Raw genomic sequence first — 16,903 nt, 5'->3', positions numbered from 1 at the left:
GCATGTCGTATTTATTTTTGTAGGACAAGCCTGAAGTACGCTTAAGAAAATGTTTTCAAGGCCGATGGTTAGGCTGCATATCGCTTTCTACCCTGTCCATCGGTGCTTTCCCATGTTCAATAAACGCTTGAAGCAGGAGCTGTCGGCTCTTCGTGAAGAACTCTCCAGCCTCCAGCAAGTGAAGGAAAGTCTGGAAAGCGAGATGCTGGTGCTGACCCTCGACAGCGACGGGCGGGTTCACTCGGTCAACCAGAACTTCCTTGGCGAGATGCACTACAAGAGTGCTGACCTGATCGGCCGACACATCGACGACCTCGTCCCGGATCACGTCAAATCCGATGAATTCCAGCTGCGTTTCAAGAACGCGCTGACCCGTGGCGAGCACTTCGCTGGCGCGGTGCGCCTGTTGCGCGGCACGGGCCAGGAAGCGTGGTTGCGGTCGATCCTGCAACCGGTGCGCTCGGCAGATGGGCGGATCAAGCATTATTCGATCTTCTCCAGCGACCTGACCCGTACCATTGAGGCTTCCCGCGAACACGAGAACCTGATCGGCGCACTGGTGCGCTCCACGGCGGTGATCGAATTCGACCTCAACGGCAACGTGCTGACCGCCAACGACCGCTTTCTCAGTGGCATGGGTTACAGCCTGGCGCAGATCAAGGGCAAGCATCACCGCACCTTTTGCCTGCCGGAGGAGTACAACAGTGCCGAGTACCAGAATTTCTGGCGTCGCCTGAACGCGGGCGAGTACGTGGCCGACCGTTTCAAACGTATCGACAGCCACGGTCGTACGGTCTGGCTGGAGGCGTCCTACAACCCGGTGGTCGATGCCAACAACAATCTCTACAAAGTGGTGAAGTTCGCCACGGTGATTACCGATCAGGTCAATCAGGAGCAAGCCGTCGCCGAGGCGGCCAACATTGCCTACAGCACCTCGCAGCAAACCGACCAAAGCGCCCAGCGCGGCAACGCCGTGGTGACTCAGGCGGTGGACGTGATGCGTGACCTGGCCAAACATATGCAAACCGCTGGCGATGGCATCGAAGCCCTGAACGAGCAGTCGCTGGTGATCGGAACCATCGTCAAAACCATCAGCGGTATTGCCGAGCAGACCAACCTGCTGGCGCTCAACGCGGCCATTGAAGCGGCGCGTGCGGGCGAACAGGGCCGAGGGTTCGCCGTGGTGGCGGACGAAGTCCGGCAACTGGCTTCGCGGACCAGTCAGGCCACCGACGAAATTGTCCTCGTGGTGCGGCAGAACCAGGACATGGCGCGCAACGCCGTGGCGCTGATGGCCGACGGCAAGCTCCAGGCCGAACAGGGCCTGGCGCTGGCGGCGGAGGCCGGTACGGTGATTGTCGAGATCCAGGACGGCGCGCAGAAAGTGGTCGATGCGGTGGGGCAGTTTGCCAATCAGCTGGCGAGTTGAGTCCAGCGTTCAGCTCGAAGCCTGAAAAGATCGCCATCGGCGATCTTTTCATTTCAGCTCATTTTATCCCGTTACAATCGGCTCATTTCCCCCTGGAGCAGACTTCCATGAGCGTTTCCCACCGCCGTCAGGTTCCCTTGTCCAAGGCTTATCGTCTGCTCAATCACGGCCCGACCGTGCTGGTCAGCGCAGCCCACGGTGGTCAGCGCAATATCATGGCGGCGGCCTGGGCCATGCCGCTGGATTTCGAGCCGCCGAAAATTGCCGTGGTGCTGGACAAGTCCACCTGGACGCGCCAGTTGCTGGAAGCCTCGGGCACGTTTGTGCTGAACGTTCCTTGTGTTGCCCAGGCCGACATTGTGCAAACCGTCGGTTCGACCTCCGGCCTGGAACTGACCCAGGGCCAGGGGCGCGACAAGTTTGCAACCTACGACTTGCAGACGTTCGCCGGCCAGGCGGTCGATGCGCCGATGCTCGAAGGCTGCGTGGCCTGGCTGGAATGTCGCCTGTTGCCGGAACCGAACAATCACCAGCAGTACGATCTGTTCCTGGCCGAAGTGATTACCGCCCAGGCTGACGAACGCGTGTTCAGCGAAGGCCGCTGGCACTTCGAAGGGCAAGATGCCTTGCGCACCTTGCACCATGTGGCGGGCGGGCACTTCCTGACCATTGGTGACCCGGTGGACGGCAAGACCTTGCAGGCGTGAGGCGGGCAGCGCTCAAATCCAGACATCATTCTCGGCCGTGCGCTCGCCACCTTCGCGGCCGGTATTGAGCACGCCCTTGGGTTCGATCAGCAGGAGTTTTACCTCCTGCCCGGCGCTGGGTTTGTGCTCGACGCCTTTGGGCACTACATACATTTCCCCGGCGTTCACCAGCACGTGGCCATCGCGAAAGTCGATGCGTAACTGGCCTTCCAGAACGATGAAGGTTTCGTCGGTATCGAAGTGGTCGTGCCAGATGAAATCCCCCAGCAGCTTCACCACCTTGAACTGGTAGTCGTTCATTTCGGCGATGACCCGTGGTGACCAGAGCGAATCGATTCGGGCGAGTTTTTCAGCGAAGTTCAAGCTTCGGTAAGCGTTCATCATGGGGCTCTCGTGGTTGATTCAGGGCCACGATAGCCAGCAATCAGGCGCGATTCTTGAACGATTGTGCGTGGCTCAGCGCCGCTGCAGGTTCAGCCAGCGGGCCGGTGGCAAGCCGTAGGTTTTGCTGAATTGCCGAGTCATGTGGCTCTGGTCGGTGAAGCCGGCGATCAGCGCGGCGCTGACCAGTGTCTGTCCCTGAGTCAGCAGCGCGCGAACCATGTCCAGGCGCCGCATGGTCAGGTAGCGATAGGGACTGGTACCGAACAACAGGCGAAAATCCCGAGACAGGCTCCAGCGATCCCGGCCACTGTGCTGCGCCAACTCATCGAGTGTCACGGTGCGATCGAGGGCGCTGTGGATGTATTCCCGCGCGCGTTGCGCGGCCACGTAATCGAAACCCGAACGCTTGCCCGAGGCACCGGAAACGGTGCTCAAGGCCTGCGCCAGATCGAACAGCGCATCCTGTTCTTCCAGTGGGTCGAGCGGGCAATCAAGGCTGCGCAGCAACGCTCCCGTGGCGGCGAACAAGCGGGGGTCGTTCGACAGTCCGGTCTTGATGAACGGCAGCGGTTGGCCACCGAGCATCTGCTGGATCAGCGCCGGTTCGATGTACATCATCCGGTACTGGAAACCGGACTCGGTACCGGCCTCGCCATCGTGAGCTTCGTCCGGGTGCAGCACGATCGTTGCACCTGGCTGGCTGTGCCGCCAGCCACCGCGATACTGAAAACTCTGCACCCCGGCCAGGGTGTGGCCGATGGCATAGGTATCGTGGCGATGAAGATCGTAACCATGGCCGGCAAAAAACGCCTCGAAACGCTGTAGCCCGCCGACATCGGGCGCGCGATGGAACCAGTCATTGCGAGGCGGGTACTTGGCCATGGTGATGATTGTCTTGAGCTCGATGCGCACCACGGTAACCCAGTCAGCGACTCCCTGTCTTCTGATCGTAAGGCGACAGGTACGCTAGAAAACCAAGGGCAAATACTGCACTGTGTGGCGCATTCTCTGTAGGTCGTTTTTTCTATTCGTCAGGTGAGGCCGGGTCATGAGCAAGCTGCGCGTGGGGATCATTTTCGGGGGCCGTTCGGCCGAACATGAGGTGTCGCTGCAATCGGCGAAAAACATCGTCGATGCGCTGGATCGTTCGCGCTTCGAACCGGTGCTGATCGGCATCGACAAACAAGGCCACTGGCACCTCAACGATCCTTCGAGTTTTTTGCTGAACCAGGAAAACCCGGCGCTGATCGCCCTCAATCAGTCCAATCGTGAACTGGCCGTGGTGCCGGGTAAGGCCAGCCAGCAACTGGTGGAAACTTCCAGCCAGGAAATGCTCGGCCACGTCGATGTGATCTTTCCGATTGTCCACGGCACCCTCGGTGAAGATGGTTGCCTGCAAGGCTTGCTGCGCATGGCCGATTTGCCGTTTGTCGGCTCCGATGTGCTGGGCTCGGCCGTGTGCATGGACAAGGACATCAGCAAGCGCCTGCTGCGCGATGCCGGCCTGGCCGTGACGCCGTTCGTGACGTTGACCCGCGCCACGGCGGCCCGCATCGGGTTTGCCGAGGTGCAGGGCAAGCTCGGCTTGCCGCTGTTCGTCAAACCGGCGAATCAGGGCTCCTCCGTGGGCGTGAGCAAGGTCACCGACGAGGTCGAGTACACCGCTGCGGTGGCACTGGCGTTAAGTTTCGATACCAAGGTGTTGATCGAGTCTGCCGTCAGCGGCCGCGAGATTGAATGCGCGGTGCTCGGCAATGAAGAGGCCATCGCCAGTGGCTGTGGCGAGATCGTGGTGCACAGCGGGTTCTATTCCTACGACAGCAAATACATCGACGACAAGGCGGCTGAAGTGGTGGTGCCGGCCAATATCAGCGTCGAGGCCAGCGAGCGCATTCGCGCCCTGGCCGTCGAAGCGTTCCAGATACTGGGCTGTTCCGGCCTGGCCCGCGTCGATGTGTTCCTGACCGACAGCGGCGAAGTGCTGATCAACGAAATCAACTCGCTGCCCGGCTTCACCCGCATCAGCATGTACCCGAAACTGTGGCAGGCCACCGGCATGACCTACAGCGAACTGGTGACGCGACTGATCGAGCTGGCGCTGGAGAAGCATCAGGTTCGGCAGGGGTTGAAGATCAGTCGATAAGGGTGCTGCTGATTTTCGCTTGTTCATAAACAAAAGGGCCTACCCACCGGTAAGCCATTTCTCGTTCCTGCGTACGACTCAATCCCCCAACGCTTGCCCCTCACGCCGCGGGTCGGCACCTCCGGTCAGCGATGCTTTCCCTTGGGCGTCCTTGACCCGGACAATCGCCTGGGTGCCGCTGGTCATGTCGATTTCGCTCACGCTATGCCCTTTGTCTTTCAGCGCCTGAATCAGCGCGGGGCTGAACTGTCCCTGTTCCAGCTCGGTCGGGCCGTTGCGGCTGCCGAAGTTGGGCAGGTTGATGGCGGTTTGCGCATCGAGGTTCCAGTCGAGCAGGCCGATGGTGGATTTGGCGACGTACTCGATGATTTGCGAGCCACCGGGGGAGCCGACAGTGGCGAGGAATTCGCCGCTCTGGCGGTCGAAAATCAGGGTCGGGGCCATGGATGAGCGCGGGCGTTTGCCGGGTTCGACGCGGTTGGCGACTTTCTGCCCGTTTTCCTCGGGAATGAACGAGAAGTCGGTCATCTCGTTGTTGAGCATGAACCCCTGAACCATGATGTGGGAGCCGAACGCCGACTCGATGGTGGTGGTCATCGACACCGCGCCGCCCGCGTCATCGACGGCCACCACTTGCGAGGTGGAGATCCGCAGCGGCGAACGGTCCGGCGCGTAGGCTACCTGAATGCCCGGCGGGGTGCCGGGCTTGGCCGTGCCCATGCTGCGTTCGCCAATCAGGGCGGCACGACTGGCGAGGTAGGCCGGGTCCACCAGGCCCTTGACCGGGACGGGTACGTAGTCGGTATCGGCTACGTACTGTGCGCGGTCGGCATAGGCCAGGCGTTCGGCTTCCGAGATCAGGTGCACGGCTTGCGGGGCGGGTTCGATGCCGGCCGGGGCCGTGGTTCTGACCGGTTTCAGCGGTGCCAGCGCCAGGCGCTTGTCGCGAGCCTCCAGGGCTTGCAGCGTGCCGAGAATCTGCGCCACGGCGATCCCGCCCGACGACGGCGGCGGCATGCCGCAGACTTGCCAGCGCTTGTAGTCGGTACACAGCGGTGTGCGTTCCTTGGCCTGATAGTTGGCGAGGTCGGTCAAGGACAAGCTGCCGGGGTTGGCGTGACCTTGAACTTTGGCTGCGATTTCCTCGGCGACCGGGCCTTTGTACAGGGCATCGGAACCTTCCTGGGCGATGCGTTTGAGCACGGCGGCCAGCGCCGGGTTCTTCAGGTTTGTGCCGACGGCTTTCGGGCTGCCATCGGCATTACGGAAGTAAGCCATCATTTCCGCTGAGCGCGGCATGGACGAGTCCGCGGCGATTAACTGGTGCAGGCGTGGCGAAATGGCGAAGCCTTGCTCGGCGAGCTGGATGGCCGGTTCAAACAGCTGCGCCCAGGGCAGGCGCCCATGTTTTTGATGGGCCAGTTCGAGGGCACGCAGTACGCCCGGCGTGCCCACCGAACGACCACCGATCTGTGCCTGGGTAAACCCCATCGGTTGTCCGTTGGCTTGCAGGAAAAGCTTCTCGGTGGCGCCGGCCGGGGCGGTTTCACGTCCGTCGTAGGTACGCACGGCCTTGCCATCCCAGAGTACGATCAATGCGCCGCCGCCGATGCCCGAAGATTGCGGCTCGACCAGCGTCAACACCGCTTGCATCGCAATCGCGGCATCGATCGCCGAGCCGCCCCGGCGCAGCATCTCCCGCCCGGCTTCGGCCGCCAGCGGGTTGGCCGCCGCGGCCATGTATTTTTCGGCGTGTTGGGTGCGCAGGTCGGTGCGGAACCCGGAAGCGCTTTCCGGAGCGAGCGGCAACGTCGGCACCGAAGCGTTGTTGCACGCGGCCAGGGTCAGGGCACTGGCGAGCAGAGCTACGGCTGGCAGGCGATAGCGGCGCAAAGGGAAGGTTGAGAACACGTGGGGTACTCCGTCCGTTGGATCTACGATCAGTGGACTTTATCGGCCGACTGGAAGGGACGCAAACCAGCTCCGGCTGCATTGACGTTTTAGTCCTTCATCAACGACAGGATTTTCTGTAGGGTCGTTGCCAACAGGCAGGCCAGAAAATCAACAAGAGGCAGACATGCAAACCGAGTTCCCCACCCAGCCCGGCTATCACGCCCAGCGTGAACAGTTCCTGGCCGCAGCAACCACGGCAGGCGCGACGCTGACGGAGTATCCACACCCGCTCAAAGGACCGTTCGGCGAATCGCTGAGTACGGATGTGGCGGTGCTCGGTGATCCGGGCGCCAGGCGCCTGTTGATTGCGCTGAGCGGCACCCACGGGGTTGAAGGCTTCTATGGCTCGGGGTGCCAGATCAAATGGCTGCAGGAGTTGGGCAGACGTTCCCTGCCAGCGGATGTCGCCGTGGTCATGATCCATGCCATCAACCCTTGGGGCATGGCGTGGTTGCGCCGGGTCAACGAAGACAACATCGACCTGAACCGCAATCATCTGAACTTCCAGCGCCCGCTGCCAGACAATCAGGCATACAACGCCCTGCATGAAATCTATGCCTGCCCGCAGTTGCACGGCCCGCAGCGTGAGCGTGCCGATGCCTTGCTCGACGAGCAGATTCGCCTGCATGGCTGGCCGGCGGTGATGTCGATTGTCGAGGGCGGTCAGCACGCTCATCCCGATGGCCTGTTTTATGGCGGGCTGGCGCCGAGCTGGTCGAACCGCACGCTGCACCAAATCGTGCAAAAGCACGTGAGCCATGCCGAGGTCGCCATGTGTTTCGACTTGCACACAGGCGCTGGCGAGTACGGTCATCCGATGTTGCTGACCATCACCGAGTCCGCCTATCCGGCACTGGCGGATGCGCAGGCGATTTACGGCCCGTGGCTCTACAGCCTGCAAACCGGTGCCGAGACTGTCAGCGAAACCGGTGTGGCCGCGACAGCCACCGGCTATACCTCACAGGCGTTGATCGATGCGTTGCCGCAGGTACGGCTGATGCCTTTCGTCATCGAGTGCGGGACCTATCCGGGGCCGGATGTTCACCGGCATCTGCGTGATGACCACTGGCTGCATTTGCATGGCAACCCAAGCGACGCAACGGGGCGCGGGATCAAGTTGAATCTGCTGGAGCAGTTCTATCCGGCGGATAGCGATTGGCAGGCGATGGTCTGGTTGCGCACGTGGCAGATCTGGGAGCGGGCGTTGTCGGCATTGCCGACAGTGTAGGAGCGAGCTTGCTCGCGATGGACTACCAGACACCGCGCTAACCCAGACAGAACCCGGTGTTCTTGATTCCATCGCGAGCGAGCTCATTCCTACAGGCATAAAAAAACGGCCTACCTTTCGGTAAGCCGTTTTTAGTACTTGGTGGCTACACAGGGACTTGAACCCCGGACCCCAGCATTATGAATGCTATGCTCTAACCAACTGAGCTATGTAGCCAAGTGGCGCGCATTATTCACCGGTAACGGGGATGCGTCAAGCACAAATCTAAAATATTTCTCTGCGCTTTCAACCGTTTATCAAAATCTATCCTCTGAGCAAGGGTGAAGGGCAGCGCTGGAACCAGCGGCTGGCCTGTTCGTACGCGTGGGCCAGTTGCAGGACAGCGAAGTCGGCCTGGTGTCTGCCGATGATTTGCAGGCCCATGGGCAGGCCGCTGGCGTTGAAGCCGACCTGTACGTTAGCCACCGGACATCCGGACAGGGTGCCGGGAATCACCACCTCCATCCAGCGGTGATAGGTGTCCATGCTCACGCCTTCGATGGCGGCGGGCCACGGTTGGGTTTTATCGAACGGGAATACCTGGGCGCTCGGCAGCAGCAGGTAGTCGTATCTTTCGAACAGCCTGGAGATTGCCCTATACCAGTCGCTGCGCATCACCGACGCGGCAAACACGTCAGTGGCCGAGAGTTTCAGGCCGTTTTCGACTTCCCAGCAGGCTTCCGGTTTCAACAGTGCACGCTTTTTCGGGTCGGCATAGGTCGCGCCCAACGAGCCGGCGACCATCCAGTGACGCAATGTCCGCCAACTGCTCCACAGCTTCTCTGGCGCGAACTCCGGCTGTACGGGCTCGATATGGCAACCCAGGCTTTCGAAATCGCCGAAGGCCTTTTCGCACAGCGAGAGGATGCCTTTTTCCATCGGCAGGTAGCCGTTGAAGTCGCCGAGCCAGCCCAGACGAGTGCCTTTGAAGTCACGATCCAGCGGTGCCGCAAAGGCGCTGCCGGACTCGGCAATCGACAGCGGCGCCCGCGCATCGGCCCCGGCCTGCACCGACAGCAGCAACGCCGCATCGCGCACGCTGCGCGCCATGGGGCCTTCGTAGCCGAGTTGGTCGATAAACAGGTCGGCACTGTCATCGAAGGGCACGCGGCCCTGGGACGGACGGAAGCCGAAGATGTTGTTGAACGCGGCCGGGTTGCGCAGCGAGCCCATCATGTCGCTGCCATCGGCCACCGGCAACAGATGCATGGCCAGCGCCGCCGCCGCGCCGCCGCTGCTGCCACCAGCGGTCTTGCTCGGGTCGTAGGCGCAACCGGTCGCGCCGAACAGCGGGTTATAGCTTTGCGAGCCGAGACCGAATTCCGGGGTGTTGCTCTTGCCGATGATGATCGCGCCTGCGGCCTTGATCCGCTCGACCATGATGCCGTCGCGCTCGGGGATGAAGTCTTTGTACAGCGGCGAACCCAGGGTGGTGCGGATGCCGAGGGTCAGGGACAGGTCCTTGATCGCGTGCGGCAGGCCGTGCATCCAGCCCTTGTAGTCGCCACGAGCCAGTTCGGCGTCCCGGTTATCCGCCTGGGCCAGCAGGTCGTCCGGCGCTTGCAGGCTCACCAGCGCATTGACCTGCGGATTGAAGCGTTCGATATGGGCAAGATAAGTCTGCATCACTTCCCGGCAGGAAACCTGGCGCAGGCGGATGCGTTCGGCGAGCTCATGGGCCTGCAACAGGACCAGTTCGCTGATGTTGTTAGAGTTCATTGCAAGCGGCCTTTCAAGCGGCTGGAAAAACGCCCCGCCATTGCGTCGGGGCGATAGCGATCAACGCATCAGGTTGGTCCAGAGACGGTCGGCCAGGCGGATCGCGCCTTCGCCGCAGGTCTTGCTGAACACCACCGGAGTGCCATCGGGGATGTGCAGTTCCGGCGCATCCTTGAGGCCCGCGTCGAGGAACGGCTCCACACCCTTGATCGGGCTCTGGTGCTTGAGGAAGTTCTGGGTCATCGCCGCGTTTTCAGGCTGGCTGAGGAACGCAATGAACGCCTTGGCGTTCGCCGGGTGCTTGCTGCCGGTCGGGATGACCATGTTGTCGACCCAGGCCAGTACGCCTTCTTTCGGGTACAGGTAGTTCAGGCTCGGTTTCATTTCCCGGGCGCGCATCGACGAACCACCCCAGAAAGTCGACATGTCGATCTCACCGGACGCCAGGTTTTCGCGGATCGAACCCGCCTTGGAACTGTAGGTTTTGACGAACGGCTTCTGCGTCTTGAGCAGGGTCAGAATCTGCTGCATCTGCTTCGGATCTTCACTGCACAGCGGAATGTTCAAGTACAGGCTGGCCATGTCCACCACATCGCTGACCGAGTCGAACATGTTGATTCGCCCTTGCAGCTCGGCCGGTGGCTCGTAAAGCACCTTGAGGCTGTCGGCAGGGCCCTTGTAGCGCTCGGTGTTGAGCACCACGCTGGTGGTGCCCCAGATGAATGGCACGGAATAGGCGCCTTCCGGGTCCCAGGTGGGTTTTTTCAGGTTGTCGACGACGCCGGCATAGTAGGGCTCGTTGACCGGGTCGAAGCGCTCCAGCAGCTTTTCCTTGATCAGGATTGGAATGAACTGGTGGGACGGGATCGCCACGTCGTAACCGGCACCGCCCTGTTTCAATTTGGCCAGCAGGGTTTCGTTGGAGTCGTAGGAGTCGACTGTGACTTCAATACCGGTCTGCTTTTGGAACTTGGCGAGAATCTCCGGCGAAAAATAACCGCTCCAGCTCACTACATTGAGTTTTTCCGCGGCCTGAACGCTGCCGGCCATGGTCAGCGGCAAGGTCAGGAACAACGACGCGCCGATGCTTTTAATCCACTTGCTCATGCTATTTCCCCACAGTGCGTAGAAGGATCAGGATTTCTTTTTGCCCAGCAGATAGGAAAGGGTGACGAACAGCACCGAGACGCCCAGGATCAGGGTCGAGACGGCGTTGACGTCGGGTGTCACGCCCATGCGCAACAGGCCGAAGATGAAGATCGGCAAGGTGGTGGTACCGGCCTGGGAGACCATCATCGAGATCACGAAGTTATCCAGCGATACGATGAAGGCCAGCATCAGCCCGGAGAAAATCCCCGGCATCAGCAACGGCAGGGTGACCTTGCGGAAGGTCCGCCAAGGTCCGGCATAGAGGTCGGCCGAGGCCTGTTCCAGGGACAGGTCCATGTCGTTCAGGCGTGCCCGTATCGGCAGAAAGGCAAACGGAATGCAGAACACCGTGTGAGCGATGATCAGATTGCCGTAGCCCAGGGACAGGCCGATGGTGGAAAACAGCGCGAGGGTGGCGACGCCGACCACGATTTCCGGCAGTACCAGGGGCAGCATGATTGCGCCCATGGACAGTTGCAGACCTTTGAACTTCGCCCCCCGTGACGTGCCGAGGGCGGCGAGGGTGGCGATGGCCGTGGCAACCATGCTGGCGCAGACGGCAATCAACAGGCTGTTGCCGGCCGCCTGGCGCAGGGCCTGGTTGGCGAATGCGGCGCGATACCAGTCGAGGCTGAATCCGGTCCACACCGTGGCCGACTGGTTGGCGTTGAACGAGAACGCCACCAGCACCACGATTGGCGCGTAGAGGTACAGGTAGAACAGGAAACTGAAACCGCCGAAACCGGGGAAGTCTTGCACGTCCAGCGTGTTGCGTTTGAACAGGCCGATCATCACGCACCTCCTTTGGCGATGCGCTGGCGTTCGGCACGCAGGGCATAGACCGTCAGAACCAACATCACCGCCGCCATCAGCACCAAAGACAGGGCCGCACCGAAGGGCCAGTTACGGGCATCGCTGAACTGCCGGAAGATCAGGTTGCCGAGCATCATTCGCGTGCCGCCGCCGAGCAATTCCGGGGCTATCATCGCGCCCAGGCAAGGCACGAAGGTGAGGATGGCGCCGGCAAGGATCCCCGGTTTGGCGATCGGCAACACCACCTTGCGCAAGGTGCGCACACGCCCGGCGTAAAGGTCCTGGGCGGCCTCGAGCAGGCGGATGTCCATTTTTTCCAGGGTGGCGTAGATCGGCAGCACGACGAAGGGCGCGTAGGTGTAGACCAGCCCCAGCAACACCGCGCCGTCGGTGTAGAGCAGTTGCAACGGTTGATCGATGACCCCCAGGCCCATCAGGCTGTTGTTGATCACCCCAGTGTTGCGCAGCAGCAGAATCCACGCATAGGTGCGGATCAACAGGTTGGCCCAGAACGGCACAGTGATCAGAAAGATCAGCAGGCCTCGGCGATGGGCCGGTTGCATGGCCAGCCACACCGCGACCGGAAAGCCGATCAGCAGGGTGATGACGGTGGTCAGCCCGGCGATGCCGATCGAGCGCAAGGCGATGATCAGGTAGGAGTCGGCGAAGGCCAGGCTGTCATCCAGTTGCCGCTCGAACAGCAGCGAGGTGTAGGCGTCGCTGCTGAATACCTTGTTCACCCCGCCGTAGGGGTTGGCTTCCATCAGCGAGTAACCGATGACGATCAGGATCGGCACGATCAGAAACAGGCCGATGGCGATCAGCGCGGGGCTGACACCGAGAAAACTCTGGAAAGCCCGCCGACGTTCCAGGGTATTGGCAATCGGTAAAGCGTGCATGGCAATTCCTCGTGCTCAATCGTGCAGGACGCTGGCGCTACCTTGGTCAAACAACAGGCCGGCCTGGCTTCCTGGTGCGAAGCGTTTGCTCTGGTCGATGCAGTTGGGGGTACGCACGGTGAGGCGCGAGCCGTCGCTCAGGCTGACCTGGTATTGCAGGTCGGTGCCGAGGTAGATCTGCACTTCGATCCGGCACGGCAAGGCACCGTCGGTATTGCCCGGCACCAGATGCAAACGCTCGGGGCGCACGGACAACGCGATGCTGGCACCGACCCGCACATCGCTGCACGGCTGCGCAGGCAGAGGGTGACCGGCCGGGCCGGCGAACCAGGCCAGGCCATTTTCGACGCGGGTGACCGTGCCTTCGATGAAGTTGGTTTCACCGATGAAGTCCGCGACAAAGCGGTTGCGCGGGCGCTCGTAGATGTCTTCCGGGCGGCCGACCTGCTGCACTTCGCCTTCGGACAACACGGCGATGCGGTCGGACATGGTCAGGGCTTCTTCCTGGTCGTGGGTGACGAAGATGAAGGTAATGCCGGTGCGCGCCTGGATGGTTTTCAGCTCTTCGCGCATGGCCTGGCGCAGCTTGAGGTCCAGGGCCGAGAGCGGTTCATCGAGTAGCAAGACCTTGGGATGTGGCGCCAGTGCGCGAGCCAGGGCGACGCGCTGTTGCTGACCGCCGGAAAGTTGCGCCGGCTTGCGGTTGGCGAAACGTTCCATCTGCACCAGGGCGAGCATCTCGCGCACCCGTTCGGCCATTTGCGTTTTGTTCAGGACTTTGCCCATCGGCTGGGATTCAAGACCAAAGGCCAGGTTCTCGGCGATGGTCATGTGCGGGAACAGCGCGTAATGCTGGAACACCGTATTGACCGGGCGCTGGAAGGGCGGGCGGTCGGCGATGTTTTCGCCGTAGAGCAGAATCTCGCCTTCGGTAGGGAATTCGAACCCGGCGATCATCCGCAGGAGCGTGGTTTTGCCGCAGCCCGAAGGGCCGAGAAGGGTGAAGAATTCGTTGTCGCGAATGTCCAGGTCGATGCTTTTGAGCGCCACCGGACCGGTACGTGGATCACCGTAGACTTTGCGCACTGAGCGGATGGACACCGCCAGCGTTTGCAGCGAATGCAGGGCATTCATGCGTTACCTCCGATTCCCCCATCGTCCGCGAGTGCTGTGAGCAGCTGAGCCGTCGGACCATGGATATTATTTTTCTGGGCAGGATCGAGATTGCGTTCGGGTGTTGTAACCAGCTGTTTTGTTGTTCTGCTGTGGATCGATTATCAGCGAGGGGTTGCGGGGGCGAAACTTCAATTTTAACATAGGGGTTGTTAAAAAATTTAACAGTACAAGGCGTCCGGAAACCATGCCTGACCACCGTTTGCCGCCGCTCAACGCGGTGCGTGCCTTTGATGCCGCGGCCCGGTTGGGCAGCTATGTCGAAGCCTCCAAAGCCCTGCACGTGACCCAGCCGGCCATCGGCCGTCACGTGAAGTTGCTGGAAGACTGGCTGGGCATCCAACTCTTCGAGCGCACCTCTCGCGGGGTCAACCTGACGACGGCGGGGGAGAAGTACCACCGCAAGATCGCTGCCGCCTTGCAACTGATCATCGAAGCCGGAAAAGAGGCGCAGCCCAAACACGCCGAGCGCTGGTTGCGCATCATGGTGGTGCCGGGGTTCGCCAAGCGCTGGCTGATGCCACGCATCGAAGCCATGCGCCATCTGCGTCCGGGTTTGAAATTCGCCATCGAACCCAATTCGACCTTCACCGAAGTGGATGGCAAAAGCGCTGACCTGGGCATCGTCTACGGGTTGGACGGCCAGTATGCCCACTCCCGCACCAGCCTGATTTGTCCTCGGGTGTTTCCGATCTGTTCCCCCGAATACCTGGCCAGCGTCGAGCCCATCGACAGCCCCGCGGACCTGGTGAAACACAACCTGATCCACGTCGATGACGGTGAGTGGTGGAACCTGTGGTTCGCCGCCAACGACCTCGACATGCACCTCAATTCGGACATGCTCTACGTCAACAACGACCACGCGCTGTCGGTGGCCGAGAGCGGGCAGGGCATTGCCCTGGCCAACGAAGTGCTGGTGCGCGAAGAACTCCATAGCGGCAAGTTGGTGCGGGTGGTGGACGCGCAAGTGAAGCTGGAAAGCTATCGGGTGCTCACGCCGTCCGCCGAGCTCTCGGCGGACGTGGCGTGGTTTATCGACTGGCTCAAGACCGAGCTGGAGCAGGACTTCCCGGAGGCGGTGATCCGCGCCTGAGCAGCGCTGCCGGATTCAACTCAAGCGGAAGCGCCCGGTGTTGTCGCTGAGGGCCTTGCTGCCGTGGCTCAAGGTGTCCGCTGCCTGGTTCACCGCGCGCGCACCTTCGAGCAAACGCACCGCCGCTTGATCGACCTGCTGGATATTGCCGCTGACCTCATCGGCGGTGCTGGCCTGTTCCTCCACCGCCGTGGCGATTTGCGCCAGGGTATCGGTGACGCTTTGAACCGCACTGGCGATTTCCCCGAGCCGTTCACCCAGACCTGTCACAGCCTGCGCATCGGACTGTGCCTGACCACAGGCCGCTTCCATCAGGCTCACGGCTTCGTTCACCGTGTTGCGCAAGCTATCGACAGTGCCGGCAATCTGCGCAGTTGAAGATTGCGTACGTTGCGACAGACTGCGCACTTCATCGGCCACTACCGCAAAGCCGCGACCCTGTTCGCCGGCACGCGCCGCTTCGATTGCAGCGTTTAGCGCCAGTAGATTGGTCTGCTCGGCAACGCCGCGAATGGTGTCGACCACCAACTGGATCTGCTGCCCCTGCTCGCTGACCCGGCCCAGCGCCGCTGCGGTTTCATTCAGGCGTTGGTTGAGCTGCTGGATGCTCGCGGTGGTGCGCTGGCTGTCACGGCTGCTGTCGGCGGCAATGCGCCGGGTGTGCTGGGCGCTGCCGGACGCCTGTTCGCAACTGTGGGCCACCCCTTGTGAGGTGGCGGCCAGTTGCGTCGCCGCCGCGGCAATCTGGCTGATCTGCAGCTGCTGGGCTTCGACTTCGCCCAAGGCGTCACTGGAGTGATGGTTGAGGGTTTGCACCGCGTGGCTCAATTGCAGGGTTTCGTGGTCCACCCCTTGCAGGCTGGTGCGCAGTTGCACCACGGCGACGTTCAGCGCGGTGCTGATGGCGGCCAGTTCGTCCCGGCCTTGAACCGGTACTTGCAGGCTCAGATTGCCATCGCGCAAGGCCTCGGCCAGTAGCGTGATGCCGCTGGCGCTGCGGCGGATCGAGGCCTGCAAACAGATGAACAGATACAGCGCGGCCAACAGCAGGCAGCCGAACACGGCAGCCACCACAATGAACTGACGGATCGCCGAGCCGTGGTAGTAATCAAGGCGTTGATCCAGCGACACCAGCGACTGCTGACGCAATGAGGCGAGGTCAGAGAGCAGGGCATCGAGACTGCGTTCGAAGTCATCCGGCTTGAGGTTGATGCTGCCGCCGAACACGCCGTCATCCAGCACCTTCAGGCCGGCGTCCAGGTGCTTGAGGCTGTCGTGGTATTGCCCGGCCCAGGTTTGCAGAGCGCCGGGCAGGCGCGCTTCGAGCAGGCCTGCGGTTTTCACCAGCTGCTCGCGCGCATCGCCGATGCGGCTGCGCAAGTCGCGCAGTTGCAGGCGGCTTTGCAGAGTGAACTGCCCGGACACGACCGACGCCTGGCCCACCGCTGCCAGGCGACCGACGCGTTCGATCAGGTCCGGCGCATGTTGGGTGGAAATCTGCGTCAGCAAGTAGGTTTCCAGCCACGGTGCCAGCGTCAGGCGGTTGTCCATGGCGATCTGCTCGCGCAAGGCTTGCAGGGCGCTCAAGGCGTTGGTGAAGCGATCGTAGCCATCCGGCCACCAGCCGACATTGCTCAGGCTTTTTGAGTCGAGGCCATCGAGGGCGGTTTGCAGGGCCTGATAACGCGACAGTGTTTCACCCTCGGCACCTTCTTTTTGCAGGGCGTTTCCCAACTCGGCAGTGGCCTGGCTGACGGCGGGTTGAACCGCATCGAACGCAGCCATCGCAACGAGGGTGGCCGGCGTTGGCTGGCGATTGGTTTCCGTGGCGCGCCACCGGGCGGCGCGATCACGCTGGGCGGCGAGCAGGTCATCCAGCACATCAAGCGCAAGCAGTTGCCGCACCCCGGCGCGTTCGCCGGAGATCAGGCTGAGTTTGTCGCGATAGTCCTGGCCGATCATCCACAGGCTGCCAGCCAGCGGCAGGATAAACAGCAGAAACAACAGCTGGAATTTGCGTGCAAAGCCAAAACGCCCCAGCAACCCGATCCCCGGTGATAAAAAAGCCTGCATGCCCCATGACTCCTCTGGACACCACGCACCATTGGCGTGCGTCGGAGGTTGTTGCACCGCCGACTCGTGCCCTCTAAAAAGGCCTCGAAAGTTCACCCTTG

14 protein-coding genes, 1 tRNA gene and 1 pseudogene are annotated in these 16,903 nt (G+C 61.6%); 6 read left to right on the top strand and 10 right to left on the bottom strand.

All coding sequences use genetic code 11. The features are described from left to right. Positions 1-49: 49 nt before the first annotated feature. The 3 genes and pseudogenes from RS887_RS30525 to RS887_RS06940 form a co-directional block, all read left to right on the top strand. Positions 50-889: pseudogene (locus RS887_RS30525) on the top strand (PAS domain-containing protein); the annotation flags it as partial. Continuing rightward, positions 869-1,429: a methyl-accepting chemotaxis protein gene (locus RS887_RS30520; protein WP_416339951.1), complete on the top strand. Its 561-nt coding sequence runs from the start codon at positions 869-871 to the stop codon at positions 1,427-1,429. The pseudogene RS887_RS30525 and the gene RS887_RS30520, both read left to right, overlap by 21 nt. A 107-nt stretch (positions 1,430-1,536) precedes the next feature. Further along, the gene (locus tag RS887_RS06940) at positions 1,537-2,136 is read left to right on the top strand and encodes a flavin reductase family protein (protein ID WP_322614848.1); all 600 of its coding nucleotides are present in this window, start codon (positions 1,537-1,539) and stop codon (positions 2,134-2,136) included. 12 nt (positions 2,137-2,148) lie between these two features. Here RS887_RS06940 and RS887_RS06935 read toward each other — a convergent pair whose 3' ends face one another. Continuing rightward, positions 2,149-2,517: a cupin domain-containing protein gene (locus RS887_RS06935; protein WP_322615270.1), complete on the bottom strand. Its 369-nt coding sequence runs from the start codon at positions 2,515-2,517 to the stop codon at positions 2,149-2,151. A 75-nt stretch (positions 2,518-2,592) separates the two neighbouring features. Next, positions 2,593-3,402 (bottom strand): AraC family transcriptional regulator, encoded by an 810-nt coding sequence (locus RS887_RS06930; protein WP_322615269.1) that lies wholly within the window; start codon positions 3,400-3,402, stop codon positions 2,593-2,595. Between the two features lie 166 nt (positions 3,403-3,568). Here RS887_RS06930 and ddlA point away from each other — a divergent pair, with 166 nt between their 5' ends. Continuing rightward, complete coding sequence (gene ddlA, locus RS887_RS06925; RefSeq protein WP_322614847.1) at positions 3,569-4,663, top strand: D-alanine--D-alanine ligase; 1,095 nt, start codon at positions 3,569-3,571, stop codon at positions 4,661-4,663. Positions 4,664-4,741: 78 nt separating this feature from the next. Here ddlA and ggt read toward each other — a convergent pair whose 3' ends face one another. Further along, positions 4,742-6,574 carry a gamma-glutamyltransferase gene (gene ggt / locus RS887_RS06920; RefSeq protein WP_322614846.1) on the bottom strand — a complete coding sequence of 611 codons (1,833 nt, stop codon included), beginning with the start codon at positions 6,572-6,574 and terminating at the stop codon, positions 4,742-4,744. A gap of 166 nt (positions 6,575-6,740) precedes the next feature. On the opposite strand from ggt, the gene RS887_RS06915 reads away from it, so the two are divergent. After that, positions 6,741-7,844, top strand: coding sequence for a DUF2817 domain-containing protein (locus RS887_RS06915; RefSeq protein WP_322614845.1), 1,104 nt, complete (start codon positions 6,741-6,743; stop codon positions 7,842-7,844). A 139-nt stretch (positions 7,845-7,983) separates the two neighbouring features. Here the strand turns inward: RS887_RS06915 and RS887_RS06910 are convergent. The 6 genes from RS887_RS06910 to RS887_RS06885 all read right to left on the bottom strand — a co-directional run bounded on the left by RS887_RS06910 (position 7,984) and on the right by RS887_RS06885 (position 13,597). Beyond that, positions 7,984-8,060: transfer RNA gene (locus RS887_RS06910), tRNA-Met, on the bottom strand. Between the two features lie 87 nt (positions 8,061-8,147). Further along, the gene (locus tag RS887_RS06905; protein ID WP_322614844.1) at positions 8,148-9,602 is read right to left on the bottom strand and encodes an amidase; all 1,455 of its coding nucleotides are present in this window, start codon (positions 9,600-9,602) and stop codon (positions 8,148-8,150) included. Positions 9,603-9,662: 60 nt separating this feature from the next. Beyond that, the gene (locus RS887_RS06900) at positions 9,663-10,709 is read right to left on the bottom strand and encodes an extracellular solute-binding protein (protein WP_322614843.1); all 1,047 of its coding nucleotides are present in this window, start codon (positions 10,707-10,709) and stop codon (positions 9,663-9,665) included. A 27-nt stretch (positions 10,710-10,736) separates the two neighbouring features. After that, positions 10,737-11,543, bottom strand: coding sequence for an ABC transporter permease (locus RS887_RS06895; protein ID WP_416339940.1), 807 nt, complete (start codon positions 11,541-11,543; stop codon positions 10,737-10,739). After that, complete coding sequence (locus tag RS887_RS06890) at positions 11,543-12,463, bottom strand: ABC transporter permease (RefSeq protein ID WP_108228443.1); 921 nt, start codon at positions 12,461-12,463, stop codon at positions 11,543-11,545. The genes RS887_RS06895 and RS887_RS06890 overlap by 1 nt, the downstream gene beginning before the upstream one ends. 15 nt (positions 12,464-12,478) lie before the next feature. After that, a complete protein-coding gene (locus RS887_RS06885) occupies positions 12,479-13,597 on the bottom strand; it encodes an ABC transporter ATP-binding protein (protein WP_322614841.1) in 1,119 nt (372 codons plus the stop codon). 226 nt (positions 13,598-13,823) lie between these two features. Between RS887_RS06885 and RS887_RS06880 the strand changes: the two genes are divergently transcribed. Next, positions 13,824-14,729, top strand: a complete 906-nt coding sequence (locus RS887_RS06880) for a LysR substrate-binding domain-containing protein (protein WP_322614840.1) — start codon at positions 13,824-13,826, stop codon at positions 14,727-14,729. Positions 14,730-14,744: 15 nt separating this feature from the next. On the opposite strand, the gene RS887_RS06875 is transcribed toward RS887_RS06880, so the two are convergent. Further along, complete coding sequence (locus RS887_RS06875; protein WP_322614839.1) at positions 14,745-16,802, bottom strand: methyl-accepting chemotaxis protein; 2,058 nt, start codon at positions 16,800-16,802, stop codon at positions 14,745-14,747. Positions 16,803-16,903 lie beyond the last annotated feature (101 nt).

Source organism: Pseudomonas sp. BIC9C, assembly GCF_034541995.1.
Classification (GTDB): Bacteria; Pseudomonadota; Gammaproteobacteria; order Pseudomonadales; family Pseudomonadaceae; genus Aquipseudomonas; species Aquipseudomonas fluorescens_CC.
This window is presented reverse-complemented; position numbering and strand designations above follow the sequence as displayed.

What these genes read in the sequence shown, in the direction of transcription:
- RS887_RS06905 (WP_322614844.1), bottom strand. Translation starts at nt 9,602, where the DNA reads ATGAACTCTAACAACATCAGCGAACTGGTCCTGTTGCAGGCCCATGAG.
- RS887_RS06875 (WP_322614839.1), bottom strand. Translation starts at nt 16,802, where the DNA reads ATGCAGGCTTTTTTATCACCGGGGATCGGGTTGCTGGGGCGTTTTGGC.
- RS887_RS06900 (WP_322614843.1), bottom strand. Translation starts at nt 10,709, where the DNA reads ATGAGCAAGTGGATTAAAAGCATCGGCGCGTCGTTGTTCCTGACCTTG.
- RS887_RS06930 (WP_322615269.1), bottom strand. Translation starts at nt 3,402, where the DNA reads ATGGCCAAGTACCCGCCTCGCAATGACTGGTTCCATCGCGCGCCCGAT.
- RS887_RS06890 (WP_108228443.1), bottom strand. Translation starts at nt 12,463, where the DNA reads ATGCACGCTTTACCGATTGCCAATACCCTGGAACGTCGGCGGGCTTTC.
- RS887_RS06915 (WP_322614845.1), top strand. Translation starts at nt 6,741, where the DNA reads ATGCAAACCGAGTTCCCCACCCAGCCCGGCTATCACGCCCAGCGTGAA.
- ddlA (WP_322614847.1), top strand. Translation starts at nt 3,569, where the DNA reads ATGAGCAAGCTGCGCGTGGGGATCATTTTCGGGGGCCGTTCGGCCGAA.
- RS887_RS06940 (WP_322614848.1), top strand. Translation starts at nt 1,537, where the DNA reads ATGAGCGTTTCCCACCGCCGTCAGGTTCCCTTGTCCAAGGCTTATCGT.
- RS887_RS06895 (WP_416339940.1), bottom strand. Translation starts at nt 11,543, where the DNA reads ATGATCGGCCTGTTCAAACGCAACACGCTGGACGTGCAAGACTTCCCC.
- RS887_RS06935 (WP_322615270.1), bottom strand. Translation starts at nt 2,517, where the DNA reads ATGAACGCTTACCGAAGCTTGAACTTCGCTGAAAAACTCGCCCGAATC.
- RS887_RS06885 (WP_322614841.1), bottom strand. Translation starts at nt 13,597, where the DNA reads ATGAATGCCCTGCATTCGCTGCAAACGCTGGCGGTGTCCATCCGCTCA.
- RS887_RS06880 (WP_322614840.1), top strand. Translation starts at nt 13,824, where the DNA reads ATGCCTGACCACCGTTTGCCGCCGCTCAACGCGGTGCGTGCCTTTGAT.